Source organism: Haloferax gibbonsii ATCC 33959, from assembly GCF_000336775.1.
Taxonomy (GTDB): domain Archaea; phylum Halobacteriota; class Halobacteria; order Halobacteriales; family Haloferacaceae; genus Haloferax; species Haloferax gibbonsii.
Window position 1 is genome coordinate 1 of sequence record NZ_AOLJ01000022.1, and the last position, 16,133, is coordinate 16,133.

Consider the following 16,133-nt stretch of genomic DNA (forward strand, 5'->3'; position numbering starts at 1 on the left):
GCCATCAGAGATGTGTATAAGAGACAGCATTGATTTAGGTCTCCCTAAATCATTTATACCTACCGATTCGTCGGGCGAAGCGGGCGAATCGCGGGACAAAGAGACGATTGCCGGTCCGCCGGCGCGGGTCGGTCGGCCGACCGATTGGTCACCCGTCGGGCAATCAGTCAGTCGTCAGCCGGCGCGGCGGCCCGCGGCGCGGCGAGGGCGTCGAGGCAGTCCAGCCAGTCGCGCATGTGCTCGCCGACGTAGTTGAAGAAGTCGCCGTTGCGGTAGTCGGACCAGTCGCCGTCCGCGAGGGCGTCGGCCATCGCCTCGAAGACGCCGGCGTAGCTGTCGGCGTCGTCGCCGACCGCGTCGACGACCTCCCAGAGGTGCTCGTTGAGTTCGAGGCCCGGCACCTCGTTGTTGAGGTCGTCGAACGTCGGGCGGGCGGCCTTGTTGTGCTCGCACAGCGGGTAGCCGGTGAGCACGTCCTTTCCGAGCACGTCGGCGGCGCGCTTGAGGAAGACGCCCGACCAGATGTCGTCGAAGCGGCCGACCTCCCACTCGTTGTCGTCCATCGGTAGCTGGTAGAACGCCGGGATGACTTCGCGTTCGAACGCGAGGTTCATCGAGCAGACGGTGAGGTACTGGCCCTCCTCGGCCACGAAGTCGTCGTCGAAGTCGTCGAAGTCGGTCCGGGTCTGAGCCTGCCCTTCGAGGTCGCCGTCCATCAGGATGCGGACCGCGTCGAGGTCGGGGACGTTCGTCCACAGCCCCTGCGAGGCGACCACGTCGCGGAGTTCCCGCGTCCCGGTCTCGACCGTCTCGTCCATCGCCGAGTAGGGGTACCCGCGGGGGTACAGCCCGTGCTCGTCGGCGTTCTGGTAGAGGACGTTCACCCAACGCTCGTCGCTCGACACCGACTCCACCTCGTCGGTGCGGTCGAGGTTCGCCATGTGGCGGCCGAAGAAGTCCCACTCGTCGTGCGGGAGCGTGTCGTCGTCGATGAAGACGCCGTAGTCGAACTCGGGGTGCGCCCACATGTACAGCAGGCCGAAGCTCGTCTGGGCGTGACTCGCCGCCGGGACGAGATGCGAGTACTCCGAGACGTCGTGTTCGTCGTACCACTCCTCGCGGGCGGTCCCGTCGAAGACCGCGCCCGCGACGCCCTCGTCGTCCAGCATCGACTCCATTCCCTCGGCGTCGCAGAAGTCCTCCGTGACGAGGAGGACGAAGAGCCGGTCGAGGTCGAACCCGTGTTCGCGCGCGTTGTCGAAGTACGACCGCATGCACTCGTACTCCCGAATAGTCGGGACGACCACGCAGATGTCCGCGTTCATTGCTCCTATGAATTTAGGCTTCCCAAAAATAGCTGTTGGTTCCGAATAGCGGGCCTGAAATGCCGATGTAGTGATAATTAACCCGGCGGGTCGGCGAGGGCGGGCGATTCACGGCCGTCTCGCTGCCTCAGGCTCGCGTCCCCGTCAACGACTCCAACAGCAGGACCGCCGTGTCCTTCGCCAGCGGGTCGTTCGCGTTCCCGCACTGCGGCGACTGCACGCAGGAGGGACAGCCGTCCTCGCAGTCGCAGTCGGAAATCAGTTCGGCGGTCTGTCGCATCAGTCCCTCGGCGATGTCGTAGCCGGCGCGCGTGATGCCGACCCCGCCGGGGTGGCCGTCGTAGATGAAGATTGTCGATTGGTCGGTGTGGCTGTGGTACGGGGTCGAGAGCCCGCCGATGTCGCCGCGGTCACAGAGCAGTCGGAGCGGAAACAGCGAAATCATCCCGTGTTCCGCGGCGTGGATGCCGCCGTTGAAGCCGTAGTCGCGCCCCTCCGCGCGGTCGCTCGATAGCTCGCGCATCTCCGCTTCCACGTCGCCGGGGACGGTGAAGTACAGCGCCTTCGTCCGCAGGCTCGTCTCCGGCAGGTCGAGCAGTTGCTGGCCGATGGTCGTCCCGCGCTTCGGGTCGCGGCGTTCGAACCCCGTAATCTGCTTGCGCATCGTCACCTCGGCGAACCGGACCTCCACGTCGGACCGTGCCGACAGCGGCTTCGACAGGATGTCCCGCTCGACCGTGATGTGCTTGTCGTGGAGGACGCGGGTGTAGTAGTCCGCCCACGTCGGCTGGAGTCGGGCCACGTCGCGGTCCAAATCGAGCTCCGCGACCTCGTACGTCTGTCCCTGATGGTGGTAGACCGCGCCGGGATGGGCGTCTCGAAGCACGTCGTCGAACGCCAGCGTGGCGATGGTCTCGTCGTTCCGCGTGTCCATCAGTTGCACCTCGCGGTCGGTGATGGTTCGGAGGCTCATCGCGTGCTGCGGGCTCTCGCTTCCGTCGTGGGTCCACCGGAGCCCGTCGTCCGTCTCCCGGCGCGCCAGCGTTCCGTCGGCTTCGAGGTCCGAGACGACGCCGGGGAACGACCCGCCGAAGTACGACTCGTCCCCGGTCGAGAGCCAGTTCTCGGCGGCCGCGCAGGCGACGTGCGAGGGGAGCAGGTGGTCGTTTTCCGGGTCCGAGACGGCCCGCTCGGGGTCGCCGTCGAAGAACTCCGCGGGGTGGTTCAGCAGGTACTGGTCGAGTTGGTCTTCGCCGCCGACGAGGACGACCAAGGCGGGCCTGTCGCCGCGACCCGCCCGCCCGGCCTGTTGCCACGCGGACATCCGCGTGCCGGGGTAGCCGTCGATGAGCACCACGTCGAGTCCGCCCACGTCGACGCCGAGTTCGAGCGCGTTGGTGCTCCAGACGCCCGTGATGTCGCCGTCGTGCAGGCCGGCTTCTATCTCCCGTCGCCGGTCGTGAGTCAGGGAGGCCTGATACGCCGCAATCTCGCCGGCGAGCGCGTGTTCGCCGCGGCTCCTGAGGTCGCTCGCGCTCTCGGAGGCGTACCGTTCGGCCGCCTGTCGGGCGCGGGTGAACGCCAGCGTCTGGTGGCCGCGGGCGACGAGGTCGACGAAGAGGTTCTTGGTCTCGACGTGGCCCGAGCGCCGCCGTCCCGACCCGCCGGCCTCGGGGTTCTCGTACTCCGGCGGGTTCCACAGGAGCCAGTTGGTCTCTCCGGTCCCGCTCGTGTCCTCGTCGACGAGCGCGAAGGAGTCCTCCCGCTCGCCCGTGATGCGCGCGGCGTGTTCGACGGGGTTGCCGATAGTGGCCGAACAGCAGACGAACTGCGGGTCGGAGCCGAACCGCTCGCAGACGCGCTTGAGCCGACGGAGGAGCAGCGCGACGTGGCTTCCGAACACCCCGCGATAGCCGTGGACCTCGTCGATGACGACCGTCTCCAGCGAGGAGAAGAACCACTCCCACAGCCGATGGGCGTGCGGGAGCAGCGCGTAGTGAACCATGTCGGGGTTCGAAAGCAGCACCGTCGGCATCCGCTTTCTGACCTCGCGCTTTTCGGACTTCGACAGCCGGCCGGTGTACTGGTCGACCGAGACGCGGCTGCCGAAGCCGAGGCCGCGAGCGAGGTCCGACAGCGTGTCGAGTTGGTCGGCGACGAGCGCGTTCTGCGGGCCGAGATAGAGCGTCCGGCCGCCGTGGTCCATCGCCCGCTCGAACGCCGGCACGGTGTACGCGAGGCTCTTGCCGCTGGCGGTCCGCGTCGCCAAGACGGCGTTGTTCCCGTCGCGGACCGCCTCGACCGCCTCGGCCTGATGCCGGTAGAGTCGGTCGATGCCGCGGTCTTCGAGGGCCGACGCCAGTCGCGGTTCGAGGTCCACGTCGGCGAAGGCGGGCTCGCGCGCTTCGAACCGGCGGTGGGACCGAATCTGCCCCTCGTAGTACGGTCTGGTCCGGAGCCACTCGATGAGGTCGTCCACACGCCTACTGCGGACGTGGCCGCCCTAACGCTGTCGCAGTTCTGACGTGGTAGCACGAAACACAGTAGCCGCGCCGTTTTTGTTCTTCGCGTCCCGACGGAAGCGCATGAACGAATCCGCGGACGCCGTCCTCATCTACGACGGCGAGTGCGCCTACTGCTCGGTCGCCGCGTCGGCGCTGAAGCGCCTCGACGACGTGGAAGCGATTTCGTGGTACGACGACGCGGCGCAGGCGTTCCTCGACGCCCAGTTCGCGGACGTGCCGTTCGCCATGGTCCTCGTCGACCGTCGGGAGAGCCGCGTCTACGCCGGCCGAGCCGCCGCGAAGGAACTCACCGACCGGGCCGGGATGCCCGGCCTCCTCGGCAGTCTCGTCCGCGACAACTACGACAGAATCGCGAAGGTCGTCGGCGCCGCCAGCGGTCGCGGCCGCGACCCCGACGACGTCCACAGCGTCTACGACCTCGACGCCGACGCGGCCGAGCTGTTTTCGGCCCTCCTCGACAACGCCGAGCCGCGACCCGCCGAGCTTTCGTAACCCGACTGACGCACTCCGGCTATGACCAACTCGAGGAACCCGACCGACGACGACCCGAGGAACTCGCCCGACGAGAATCCGACAGTCCACTCGCTCGACCCCGCGGTCCTCGGCACCGACGACGACCCGCTCGCCCTCGGCTCTCGGTCGCCGGTCGGAACGTACGCGCTGGTCTTCGACGCGCCCGCGGCGACCATCGACGTCGGCGCGTTGGGCGAGCACCGCGTTTCCGCCGGTGCCTACGTCTACGTCGGGAGCGCGTTCGGAACGGGCGGACTGCGACGCGTCCTCCGCCATCGGCGCGTCGCGGCCGGCGACCACGACGCTCGCCATTGGCACGTCGACTACCTCGGCGGCCACCCGGCCGTCGGACTCGCGCGCGTCGTCTGCGTTACCGACCGCGACGTGGAGTGCGCGGTCGCGACCGAACTGGCGTCGTCGCTCGGCGCGACCGCCGTCGATGGCTTCGGCTCGTCGGACTGTTCGTGCGACGCGCACCTCGCGCGCGGTGACTCGGTCGAGACGGCGACACCGCTCGTCGAAGCAGCATTTCGAAGCAAAATGTGAAGGGGGATGTCTCCCCCCTCTGACGCCCGAACCGGACCGGGCACCCCGGTTCGGACGAAAAGCCGGTTGTCAGAGGCACCCCGGCATACCCTCATACTGCTGCTACACGCTTTACTTCACCCATCGCATCACTCAGTCATACCGTGACTCGACGTATATAAATACGCTGTTTCTTTATATACTTGTGTCCGATTCTCCTGTTCTTTAAGTAGTACGACGTTCATGTAGCTCGACATGGTTCGGTCCGAGGCTGACGAGGTGTTCGACGTGCTCGCGTCGCGGGCCGACGTGCTCGAGGCCGTCGTTCGCCAGCCTCGAACCACCGCGGAACTCGTGAACGGGCTCCCGGTGTCGCGCTCGACCGTCGACCGCGGCCTCCGGGAGTTAGAGCGCGCGGGCTTCGTCGAGACGAGCGACCGCGTCCACCGCCCGACGCTCGCCGGGCGAATGGCGCTCGACACGTACTCGAACTTCGTCGAGTGTCTGGACGACATCGACGCGGCCAGTACGGTGCTCGATTCACTCGACGCTGGCGCGCCGCTGGCGCCGGTCTTCCTCGACGGCTGTGAGGCTATCGCCGCCGATGACGGCCTCGGACCCGTGCTCTCGAAGCTCACGTCCTTCGTCGAGGGCTCGACGTCGATACGCGGCCTCGTCCGCGGGGCGCTTCCCTCGCAGGTCGACGCCTACTACCGGGCGGTCGTCGAAGACGGCACCCCGGTCGACCTCGTCGCCACCGACGACGTGGTCCAACGGCTCGTCACCGCCTACCGGCCGCAGCTCGCCGAGGCGTGGTCGGTCAGCTCCTTTTCGCTCCGGTCGGTCGAATCGCTTCCCTACAGTCTCGTCGTCTCCGACCTCCCGGACGGCCCCGTCGCGTTCCTGGTCGCGTACTCCGAACGCGGCCTCGTGGGCGTCGTCTACAACGATTCGCCCGCGGCGGTCGCGTGGGCCAGAGAGCGCATCGAGGACTGTCGGGCGGACGCCTCGTCGCTCCCCCGACCGCCGGTCGACGGGAGCTGACGGCCCCGCACCCGCGGCCGATGTCCGCGAGACCCCAACGACTTACGGGAGCCACCGCGAAGGAGTCCCAATGACGACGACGTTCCCCGAAATCCCCTATCTGGAGTGGATTGTCGACCGGGCGGACGAGGCCGCCCACGACCTCGCGACGAGCGACCTCGGGTCGTCCCGGCGCGGCGACGACCTCGTCCCGCCGGTTCTCTCCGGTCGCTCGGACCCCGAGGACGCGACGCTCGCCGGCCAGCTCGCGGCGCGCTACGGCGTCTCCGAGTCCTCGGTCCTCGTCACCGCGGGCGCGACGAACGCGAACTTCCTCGCCGCCTGCGCGCTCCTCGACCTCGCCACCGACGACGACGAAGACCGCGACGAAGACGCCTCGCGCCCGCAGGTGCTCGTCGAAAAACCCGGCTACCAGCCGCTCGTGGCCACTTCCGAGGCGCTCGGCGCGCGCGTCGACCGCTTCGTCCGCCCGCCGGAGTACGACTACGAACTCGAACCCCACCGCCTCGACGGGGCCTCCACCGACGCCTTCGCCTACGCCATCGTCACCAACCGCCACAACCCGTCCGGCAAACTCACGCCGCGCGCCGAACTCGCCGAGGTCGCGTCGGCCGCGGCCGACGCCGGCGGCTACCTCCTCGTCGACGAGGTGTACGCGCCCTTCGTCGACCCCGCCGCCGACGGCCCCTTCGGCGGCATCACGGCGTCGGGCCTCGAAAACACCGTCGTAACCGGGTCGCTGACGAAGTTCTACGGCCTCGGCGGGCTCCGCGTCGGCTGGATTATCGGCCCCGAAGAAGTCGTCTCCCGCGCCCGCTCGGCGTCGATGTACCTGCCCGCCGTCGCCGAGCCGAGCACCAAACTCGCCCGGCGCGCGCTCCACCACGGCGACGAGATAGAGGCCGCCGCCCGCGAACACCTCTCGGCGAACCACGACCTTCTGGCGACGTTCGTCGCCGAGCGCGACGAACTCGACGGCCGCATCCACGCCGGCGGGACGTTCGCCTTCCTCGACCACGCCTCCGTCGACGGCGACGCCGTCGCCGACGCCGCGTGGGACCGCGGCGTGCTCGTCGTCCCGGGCCGGTTCTTCGACGCGCCGGAGTCGTTCCGAATCTCCCTCGGCGGCGACCCCGAGGCGATGGAAGCCGGACTCGCCGCCTTCGGCGACGCCCTCGACGACCTCGCCGAGTAACCCGGCCCGCCGCTCCGACTCGCACCTCCCGGCGGCGCTTCCGGTCTACTGCTCGGTCTTCTCGATGAGCGGGTGCTGGAGGTAATCGTTGACCTCCACGTCCGCGAGCGATTGGAGGCCGCCGAGGCGGGCCATTCGGCGCAGGCCCAACTCGCCGACCTCCTCCGGCGACACCGTGAGGACGTGCGCGAGCATCCGGTCGATATCGAGCCGCTCCGCGGCCATCGCGCGGTGGTGGCCGTCGACGAGGAGCGTCTCGGGTCCGTGGGAGACGACGATGAGCGGCTCCGCGAGGCCGTTCTGGAGTTCGTACTTCCGGCCTTCGAGTTCGTCGCCGTACACCTCTCGCTGAGTCGGAATCAGCGAGTCCACCTCGACTTCGCGCTCGGCGACGCTGATCGACGCGTCGTGGGTCCGTTCGAGCATCTCGCGGGTGCTCTGGACCTTCGAGGGGGTCGTCCGCTCGATTTGGCTCCGGACCGCGTCGCCGTTCGAAAAGAGGCCGAGCAGCACCCGGTCGTCGTCGACGACGGGGAGGAACTGGTGGCCGGTGCGGAAGATGACGCGCGCGGCGTTCTTCACCGTCATCTCCGGGCGGACGACCACGAGGTCGCGGCTCATCACCGACTCGACCCGCACGTCGCCGTTGACCTCCAAGAGGTCTATCGCGCCGACGAACCCGAGGAGGTGGTCGTCGGCGTCGACGACCGGGAGGCCGCCGTACTGCGGGCCGGCCTTGAGTCGGTCGACCACGTCGGTGACCCACGCGTCGGGCCCGACGGTCTCCACGTCGGTCGTCATGTACGCGTCGACGCGAACGTCGTCGAGTTCCATCGGTGTCATTGGTGGTTCACTCGCATCTCGGTCGTCCCGCGGTTGACCGCGGAGCGCCCTAAACGTATCTGCGACGAAAAACGAGGTGGGAACGACCGGCGTCGCGTCCGAGTCGGGCCCGCGATGCCGCGCCATCGGAGCGCCGTCGGAGTGCCGTCGAAGCACCGTCGAAGCGCCGCGGCGTCGCTTACGCGTCGATGGCGCGCGCGAGCACCTCGACCGGGTGCGGCGGGTCGTCGTCCGCGCCGTCCATGTCTTCGAGTTGGGTCCGACAGGACGCGCCGGGTGCGACGACCACGTCGCCCGGGCTCTCGGCCACTTGGCCTTCGAGGATGTTCCCGATAGCTTTCGACATGGAGTAGTGTTCGGCCTCGTAGCCGAACGACCCGGACATCCCGCAGCACGTCGAGTCCAGCGGGTCCACCTCGAAGCCGGCGCGGCGGAGGACGCCCACCGCGTGGTGGTCCTTCTTCGTGGACTTCTGGTGGCAGTGGCCGTGGTAGGTCAGGTACTCGTCCTGCGGGAGGAACGACAGCGACTCGTCGAGCCGGAACGCGTCGACGTACTCCATGACGCCGTAGGCGTTGGCCGCGACGGTCTCCACGTCGCCGCCGGAGAGCAAGTCGAGGTAGTCCGACTGGAACATCACCGCGTCGGAGGGCTCACAGAGGACGACGTCCCAGCCCTCCTCGACGTAGGGCGCGAGCACCTCGACGTTCTGCTCGGCGTCGGCGCGGGCCTTGTCGAGAAAGCCCTTCGAGTGCGGCGGCCGACCGGAGCCGGCGACGCCCTCCGGAATCCGGACGTGGACGTTCGCGGCCTCCAGTGCCTTCACGGCGGCCTTGCCGACCTCGGGGTGGTTGTAGTTCGTGTAGGTGTCGGGGAACAACAGCACCCTGCGGTCGGCCTGCGCCTCGGGGATGTCGGCCGACCCGCGGCTCTCGAACCAGTCCACGAAACTCGTCGAGTGGAATCTCGGGAGCGAGCGCTCCTTGGCGATACCGACGGTCTTCTCCATGACCGTCCGCGCGCCCGGTACCTTCGTCGCCGCGTTGGCGAGCGGGGCGAACGCCGACCCGAGCTTCGACAGCGAGTCGATGTTGGCAAAGAGCTTGTCGCGGAGGCTGGAGCCGTTGCGCTGGTGGTACTCGTGGACGACCTCGGCTTTCATCTTCGCCATGTCGACCTCGCTCGGGCAGTCCTTCGAACAGCCCTTACAGCCGACACAGAGGTCGAGCACCTCGTCGACGAACTCGTCGGTGAACAGCTCGTCCTCCGGGAGCCCGCCGCTCATCGCCTGCCGGAGCATGTTGGCGCGGCCGCGGGTCGCCTGAATCTCCTCTTCGGCGGCGCGGAACGTCGGGCACATGACGCCGCCGACCGTGGACTGCTGGCCGCGACAGCCCGCACAGCCGTGGCAGAGTTCGACCATGCCCTCGAACCCGTTGTCGTTGTCCCAGTTCAGCGCCGGTTCGAAGCCGGCGTCGAACTCGTAGTCGGGCGAAAACCGGAGGTTCTCGGTCATGTCGTAGTCGCCGCAGATGTTCCCCGGGTTCAGGAGCCAGTCGGGGTCGAACGCGGTCTTGAGGTCGCGGAAGACGTTCCAGAGGTGGTCGCCGTACAGCTTGCGGTTCCACTGGGTCCGCGCGCGGCCGTCGCCGTGTTCGCCCGAGACGGAGCCGCCGTACTTGACGACCAGGTCCGTCACCTCGTCGGCGATGGCCTCGAACGTCTCGACGCCCTCGGCCGTCTTCGTGTTGACGAGCGGGCGGATGTGCAGGACGCCCGGCCCCGCGTGGGCGTAGTACGACGCGAAGGTGTCGTGTTCGTCGAGGATGTCCTGGAAGTCCGAGACGTACGCCGGGAGGTTCTCGGCCGGGATGGCGGTGTCCTCGATGTACGCGATGTGCTTTTCGTCGGTCGTCCGACCGAGGAGAATCGGGAGCCCCGACTTGCGCATCTTCCAGAACTTCGCGCGGGTGTCGGCGTCGTGGGCCTCCATGAAGTCGGTCGCGCGGCGCTCCGTTTCGGTCACCGAGGCCGAGCCCTCGTCGGGGTCGAACTCGGTGCCGTCGGGGTCGATGACGCGGTCTTCGATGAGGTTCGCCACCTTCTGTTTGCCGTCCTCGTCGGAGTCGGCGTAGAACTCCACGAGGAGCGTCGAGTCAGTGCCCTCGGGGAGCATGCCGACCACGTCCGCGAACTCGGCGGTGTCTCGCGCGAGGTCGAGCAGCACGTCGTCCATGACCTCGACGGCCGCGGGCTCGTGTTCGAGGATGGGGGCGACGTCGTGCATCGCGTCGATGACGTCGTCGTAGGTGAGAAGCGCCACCGACGCGGTGTTCGGAATCTCCTCCAGCGAGACGGTCGCCTTCGTCACGATGCCGAGGGTGCCCTCGCTCCCGGCGACGAGTCTGCCGAGATTGACGCGGCCGGCCTCCCAGTCCTCGTCGATGCCGGTATCGTCCGGCGTGCGGCGCTCGCCGCGCATCTCGTCGACGAGCATGTCGAGGTTGTAGCCCGAGACGTTGCGCTTCAGGTCGGGGAAGCGCTCGGAAATCTCGTCGGCCTCCTCGTCGAGTATCCGCGCGACCTCCGCGTGGACGCGCGCTTCGAGGTCGCCGTCGGGGTCGCCGGCCTCGCGGAGTTCGTCGACGCTCACCTCGCCGAACGTCGTCACCGTGCCGTCCGCGAGGACGAGTTCCAGCTCTTCGATGTAGTAGTCGGTCTTGCCGTACTTCAGCGAGTGCGAGCCGGTGGAGTTGTTGCCGATCGCGCCGCCGAGCGCGGAGCGGTCCCCCCACGCCGGGTCGGGCGCGAACTTCAGGCCGTGGGGGGCGAGTTCCTCGTTGAGTTCGCCGAGGCGGACGCCCGCTTCGGCCGTGGCCGTCCGCGCCTCCGGGTCGATTTCCTCGACGCCGCCCATGTGGCGGACGAGGTCGAGGACGACGGCCTCGTTGACGGTCTGGCCGGCGAGGCTCGTGCCGCCGCCGCGGGGGAGGACGGGAATCTCGCGGTCGGCGCAGTACTCCATCACCGCCGCCACGTCGGCCGTCGAGGTCGGCATGACGACGCCGATGGGGACTTGCTCGTACGCCGACGCGTCGGTCGCGTACAGCGTTCTCGTGTAGGAGTCGAAGCGCACGTCGCCCTCGACGAGGGACTCGAGGTCTTCGACCAGCCCCGGCCGCTCGACGTCGTCGCTGACGTAGTCGTAATCGCCAGCGAGCGCGGGGTCGGTGGCCGGTTCGTGCGTGTTGGATGCCATTGATTAGCTCTGTCGTATGTCGGTTTGCGTGAACGGATAAAGACACCCGGTGACGGGTGTCGGTCCGGGTCGCGCGCGGTTGGTTTGCGCGTCGATTCGCGACCCGAACCGAGTCGGTTCGGTCCGGTTCGAGTCGGGCCGGGACGATTCAGGTCGGTTCCGTCGGGAGTCCCGACCGGTCAGAACACGCCCGGGAACAGCACGTAGCTGAACAGGAGCGTGAGGACGCCGGTCGCGGTCCCGTAGTACAGAAGCGGGATGAGTTCGAGGCGGATGACGCGACCCTCCTCGCCGACGAGGCCGACGACCGCGAGCGCGGCGACGACGTTGTGGACGGCGATGAGGTTGCCGATGGCCCCGCCGACCGCCTGCGCGCCCAGCATGACGGTCTTCGACGTGCCGATCTGGTCGGCGACGCCGTACTGGAAGGTGCCGAACAGGATGTCGGAGACGGTGTTCGACCCCGCGAGGAACGCGCCGAACGCGCCCACGAAGGCGGCGAAGAACGGGTAGGCACCGCCCGCGATGCCGGCCATCCCCTCCGAGAGGACGATGAGCATGCTGTCGGTGCCCGTCGCGTTACCCGACTGGAGCATTATCTGGACGGTCGCGACGGCGAACAGCAGCGCGATGACCGCCGGGGTGACTTTCTCGATGGTCTCGGCCCACGTCGCTTTGACCGCCGCCGTGTCCATGTCGTGGAGGCCGATGGTGACGAGATGGACCGCGAGGAACACCGCGCCGGGCAGGTAGAGCAACTGGAAGTCGCCGGTCAGCCCCGTGCCCCAGATGTCCGCGTACTCGAAGACGAGGTTCGACGTGAGGAAACTCGTCAGCGGGTCGAACACCCGGGTGACGACGAGCAGGGCCGCGACGAGGACGTACGGCGTCCACGCCTTCCAGAGCGACATCTGCTGGGCGACGCCCCCGTCGGCGGCGACCGCACCGCCGCGCTCGCTCGTCTCGCCGGGCTGGATGTCGCCGACCCAGTGGTCGGGCCACTCGGCCCGCGGCGCGAAGTCCCACTCCTCGTCGGGGTGGAAGAAGCCGGCCTTGAGCGCGGAGACGGTGAGCAGCAGTCCGACCATCGCGCCGACGAGGCCGGGGAACACCGGCCCGAGGAAGTAGGCCGTCAGGAAGTACGGCACCGAAAAGGACGCCCACGCGAACAGCGTGAGGGGGAGGACTTCGAGCGCCGGCTTGATGGAGCGCTCCTCGCCGAAGAAGCGCGTCATCATGGCGACGCCGATGAAGGGGAGCACGACGCCGACGACGACGTGGTTCATCGCCGCGAAGACGGCGATTTCGGACACCCACTGTTCGACGCCCATGCCCTGCGCGTCGAGCGCGTTCGTGATGACCGGCACGTCGTCGAAGATGTCTATCATCCCGATGATGAGCGGCGTGCCGACCGCGCCGAAGGTGATAGCCATGAGGTTCCCCGTCAGTGCGACCACGACGGCCGCGAGCGGCGGGAAGCCGAGGCCCACGAGGAGCGGGCCGACGATTGCCGCGGGCGTGCCGAAGCCGGCGGCCGCCTCGATGAACGAGCCCATGAGGAACACGAGCAGGACGACCTGCACGCGGCGGTCCTCGCTGATGGAGGCGAAGCCGTTGTTGATGGCGTCGAACGCGCCCGTCTGCTTGAGCGTGTACAGGAGCAAGATGGCCCCGAAGACGATGTACAGGATGTTCGAGGCGGTGATGAAGCCGTTGATGGTCGACGCGATAACCCACTGCGGCGTCATGCCCCAGCCGAGGACGCCGGCCCCGATTGCGACGACCCACGCGACGGGCATCGCCCGCGTCGCGGGCCAGTACCGCCCGACCATCAGATAGGCGATAGTGATGAGCGGGAGCAGGGCGATGAGCGCGTCGGTCGCGTTAACCATGCCGCACACCCCCACAGTTCGTTCCAGCCTGTGCCGTTCCAGATTCGTGCCTGATGCGGTGCATCGTGGAATCCGCTACACAACTTTTGTGATATATATCTATCGTTCGTCGCTATTCCTGACATCTCTGTGGCGGTCGTCTTACCCGGAGTACACAACCCAGTACACTCGAAGATACCGAGCCAAATACGGCGTTAAACGCCCAATTCGCATTCTACACGGTCTATCCTGTCGGTTCGCGGCCGGAGCCGAATCGGAAAAATCGATCCCCGAAACGACCGCTTCACACGTGTTTCTCGGCCATAACACACGACTGAATCGGGAGTTCACTCGTGTGCAAAGGCTTATGCAGTCGTGTGGAAAGGACATATCATGGAAGATGAGTCTCGCGCGCGCTCCCGAAACGAGCACGGACAGTACGTGGGACGCATCTCGCTGGACGCCGTCTTGGAGGTGTTCGAGGCGCGCGACGACGCGGCCCGTCCGCTGACCGCCACCGACGTGATGGAGGCGCTCGACTGCTCGCGGCGCACCGCGCACAACAAACTGAACGAACTCGAAGAACGCGGCGACCTCGCCACTCGGAAGGTCGGCGCTCGGAGCCGCGTGTTCTGGATTCCGATGGCCGCCGACGCGGACTCGACTGCGCGGGCCTCGGATTCGACCGCCCCCGACGCATCCCCTGAAACTGCGACCGCGGACGAGTCCGACGACCCCGACGGCCTCGACCACCCGCCCGCGGTCTCGTCCGCTATCGAGCGCGCGGACCTCCCGGGGAGCGGCCCGATGCTCGACGCCCGCCGCGAGGCGCTGTCGGCGGCGTACCAGTACCTCACCGACCACCCGGAGGCGAAGAAGGCGGACTTCCTGCGGGACGTGTACCACGACTACCCCGCCGGCTTCGAGTCCGCCGAGGGCTGGTGGAACGCGATTCAGCCGGCGCTCAAGCAACTGCCCGGCGTCGACCCGCCGGAAGAGCGCGGCCACATCTGGCACTTCCTCGGCGGGTAGTCCGGCTTTCGAACGCGACAGCCACCCTACGAATTTATACACCATCGGGCCACAATTCCGGCAAACGCATCGATGTCAAGCGATTCGCCGTCCGATAGTGCCGTTCTGGGGTGTCTCGTCTCGTGAGCGACGGTCGCCCCGGTTCCGACGCGGACGCGTCCGCACGCTCGGACGCGCTCGACGACTCGGACGACGCGACCGTGGACTCGGAGTCCGCGCCCACGACGGAACCGAGCGTCGCCGGCGGCGACGACGTCTACGCCTCCGAAGTCGAGGGAAAGCAGTACCGCGGCACCTGGTATCTCCCGCTTCGCTACGAGGAACTCGAGGAGTCGGACGACTCGGACGACTACCCCGAGTCGGGCGAAGGCGGGTCGTTCCGCCTCGCCGACCTCCCGCGCGTCCCGCGGGTCGGCCACGTCGTCGGCCCCTCGGCCATCATGCTCGGGGCGTCGCTCGGGAGCGGCGAGACGCTGTTTTGGCCCGTGTTGACCGCGCAGTACGGCTGGGCGGTGTTCTGGGCGTTCGTCGTCGGTGTCTTCACGCAGTTCCTCATCAACACGGAGCTGCAGCGCTGGACGCTCGCCACCGGCGAGAGCATCTTTCGCGCGTTCGCCCGCGTGGGCTCGTACTGGCCGTGGGCGTTCCTCGTCGGCGGCCTCATCAGCCTCGGCTGGCCGGGGTGGGCCGCCGGCGCAGCGCAGGTCGCCACGACGGCGCTCGGACTGGACGGGTCGGTCGCGCTCTTCGGCGCGTCGCTCGCGACGTGGAAGCTCGTCGCCGCCGTCCTCATGGGCGTCATCTGGCTGTCGTATCAGGTGTCGTCGGTCATGTACAACGCCGTCGAGGTGTTCCAGATCGGCCTTCTGTTCGTCGCCATCGGCGCGGCCCTGTTGCTCGTCGCCGTCACCGGCTCGTGGGTCGAGTTCGCGGACCTCCCCGCGGTCGCGGGGTCGGTCGGAACGCTCCCCGAAGGTCTCGACATCGCGGTCTTCCTCGGTGGTCTCGCCTTCGCCGGCGCGGGTGGCTACCTGAACCTCTCCCAGAGCCTCTGGATGCGCGAGAAGGGGTACGGCATGGGCAACTATCAGGGGCGCGTGAAGAACCCGCTGCGCGGCGACGACCCCGAACCCATCGAGCGCGACGGATTCGCGTTCCGTCCGACGCTGACGAACCTCCGCCGCTGGCGCGGCTGGTGGCGCGTCGTCCAACTCGAACACCTGCTCACGTTCGTCCTCGGCCTGCTCCTCGTCGCTCCCGCGCTGATGAGCGTCGCCATCCGCTACGCGTCGGGGTCGACCGCCAACGCCATCCAGATGTGGCTCGGCGACGTCGTCCCGCTGCTCGGCCCGGTCGGCTCCTTTCTCGTCTTCGCCGTCCTCTTCGTCGCGCTCTTTACCACCGAGTACGCCATCGTCGAGTCGTTCGTCCGCAACAGCGCCGACGCCCTCTACGAGTCCTACGGCCGGGAGGCCGGCTGGGACCTCCCGAAGCTGTTCTGGCGGCTCCTCACCGCCTTCTGCGTCTGGGGCGTCGTCATCATCCTGCTTTTCTCCTCGCCGTTCGAGGGCCAAGAGCCGTTTTTCTTCCTCGTCGTCGGGGCCGCGATGTCCGGCGTGATGATGTGGCCCTACACCGCGCTCGTCCTCGTGATGAACACGACTCGGCTCCCCGAACACGTCCAACCCGGCTGGGCGCGCGTCGTCGGTATGTGGTGGGCGACGGGCTTCTACGGCTACTTCAGCGTCCTCCTCATCGGGACGTGGCTGACCACCGTCGGTCTCGAGACGTTCCGGACGGTCCCGACGGTCCTCGGGAGCGGCACCGGCGGCTACCTCCTCTGGGCGGGCTACTTCGTCGTGCAAACGTACGCGGTGACGAAGTCCGCCGCCGGCAAGCGCGAGGCGGCCGGAACGGTCGCCGACGCGGACGAGGCGGTCGGCCGGTTCTCCTGACTCTAATCCTTCATAATTAACCGACAGCGTGGTGCTCGAACCCGAA

The 16,133-nt window shown here is 68.0% G+C and carries 11 protein-coding genes; 6 read left to right on the plus strand and 5 right to left on the minus strand.

Annotation, left to right across the window (positions count from 1 at the left end):
- Window positions 1-167: 167 nt before the first annotated feature.
- Together C454_RS13860 and C454_RS13865 are read right to left on the minus strand one after the other, a co-directional pair.
- Entirely contained in the window at window positions 168-1,325 is a 1,158-nt protein-coding gene (locus C454_RS13860; protein WP_004976563.1) for a hypothetical protein, read from the minus strand.
- Between the two features lie 127 nt (window positions 1,326-1,452).
- On the minus strand, window positions 1,453-3,804 hold the full coding sequence (locus C454_RS13865; RefSeq protein ID WP_004976565.1) for a DEAD/DEAH box helicase: 2,352 nt from the start codon (window positions 3,802-3,804) through the stop codon (window positions 1,453-1,455).
- Between the two features lie 106 nt (window positions 3,805-3,910).
- On the opposite strand from C454_RS13865, the gene C454_RS13870 reads away from it, so the two are divergent.
- From C454_RS13870 to C454_RS13885, 4 genes are all read left to right on the plus strand, one after another.
- A complete protein-coding gene (locus C454_RS13870) occupies window positions 3,911-4,342 on the plus strand; it encodes a DCC1-like thiol-disulfide oxidoreductase family protein (RefSeq protein ID WP_004976567.1) in 432 nt (143 codons plus the stop codon).
- A 21-nt stretch (window positions 4,343-4,363) separates the two neighbouring features.
- The gene (locus C454_RS13875; RefSeq protein WP_004976568.1) at window positions 4,364-4,909 is read left to right on the plus strand and encodes a GIY-YIG nuclease family protein; all 546 of its coding nucleotides are present in this window, start codon (window positions 4,364-4,366) and stop codon (window positions 4,907-4,909) included.
- 234 nt (window positions 4,910-5,143) lie between these two features.
- Complete coding sequence (locus C454_RS13880) at window positions 5,144-5,932, plus strand: helix-turn-helix transcriptional regulator (protein WP_004976569.1); 789 nt, start codon at window positions 5,144-5,146, stop codon at window positions 5,930-5,932.
- Between the two features lie 70 nt (window positions 5,933-6,002).
- Window positions 6,003-7,127 (plus strand): pyridoxal phosphate-dependent aminotransferase, encoded by a 1,125-nt coding sequence (locus C454_RS13885; RefSeq protein WP_004976570.1) that lies wholly within the window; start codon window positions 6,003-6,005, stop codon window positions 7,125-7,127.
- Window positions 7,128-7,172: 45 nt separating this feature from the next.
- Here C454_RS13885 and C454_RS13890 read toward each other — a convergent pair whose 3' ends face one another.
- The 3 genes from C454_RS13890 to C454_RS13900 form a co-directional block, all read right to left on the minus strand.
- Entirely contained in the window at window positions 7,173-7,961 is a 789-nt protein-coding gene (locus C454_RS13890) for a CBS domain-containing protein (RefSeq protein ID WP_049905186.1), read from the minus strand.
- Window positions 7,962-8,148: 187 nt separating this feature from the next.
- Window positions 8,149-11,229, minus strand: coding sequence for an FAD-binding and (Fe-S)-binding domain-containing protein (locus C454_RS13895; RefSeq protein ID WP_004976572.1), 3,081 nt, complete (start codon window positions 11,227-11,229; stop codon window positions 8,149-8,151).
- A 179-nt stretch (window positions 11,230-11,408) separates the two neighbouring features.
- Window positions 11,409-13,121, minus strand: a complete 1,713-nt coding sequence (locus tag C454_RS13900; RefSeq protein WP_004976573.1) for an L-lactate permease — start codon at window positions 13,119-13,121, stop codon at window positions 11,409-11,411.
- Window positions 13,122-13,493: 372 nt separating this feature from the next.
- Here C454_RS13900 and C454_RS13905 point away from each other — a divergent pair, with 372 nt between their 5' ends.
- Window positions 13,494-14,132: a helix-turn-helix domain-containing protein gene (locus C454_RS13905; protein WP_004976574.1), complete on the plus strand. Its 639-nt coding sequence runs from the start codon at window positions 13,494-13,496 to the stop codon at window positions 14,130-14,132.
- Between the two features lie 122 nt (window positions 14,133-14,254).
- Window positions 14,255-16,087, plus strand: a complete 1,833-nt coding sequence (locus C454_RS13910) for an Nramp family divalent metal transporter (protein WP_004976575.1) — start codon at window positions 14,255-14,257, stop codon at window positions 16,085-16,087.
- The last annotated feature ends 46 nt before the right edge of the window (window positions 16,088-16,133 follow it).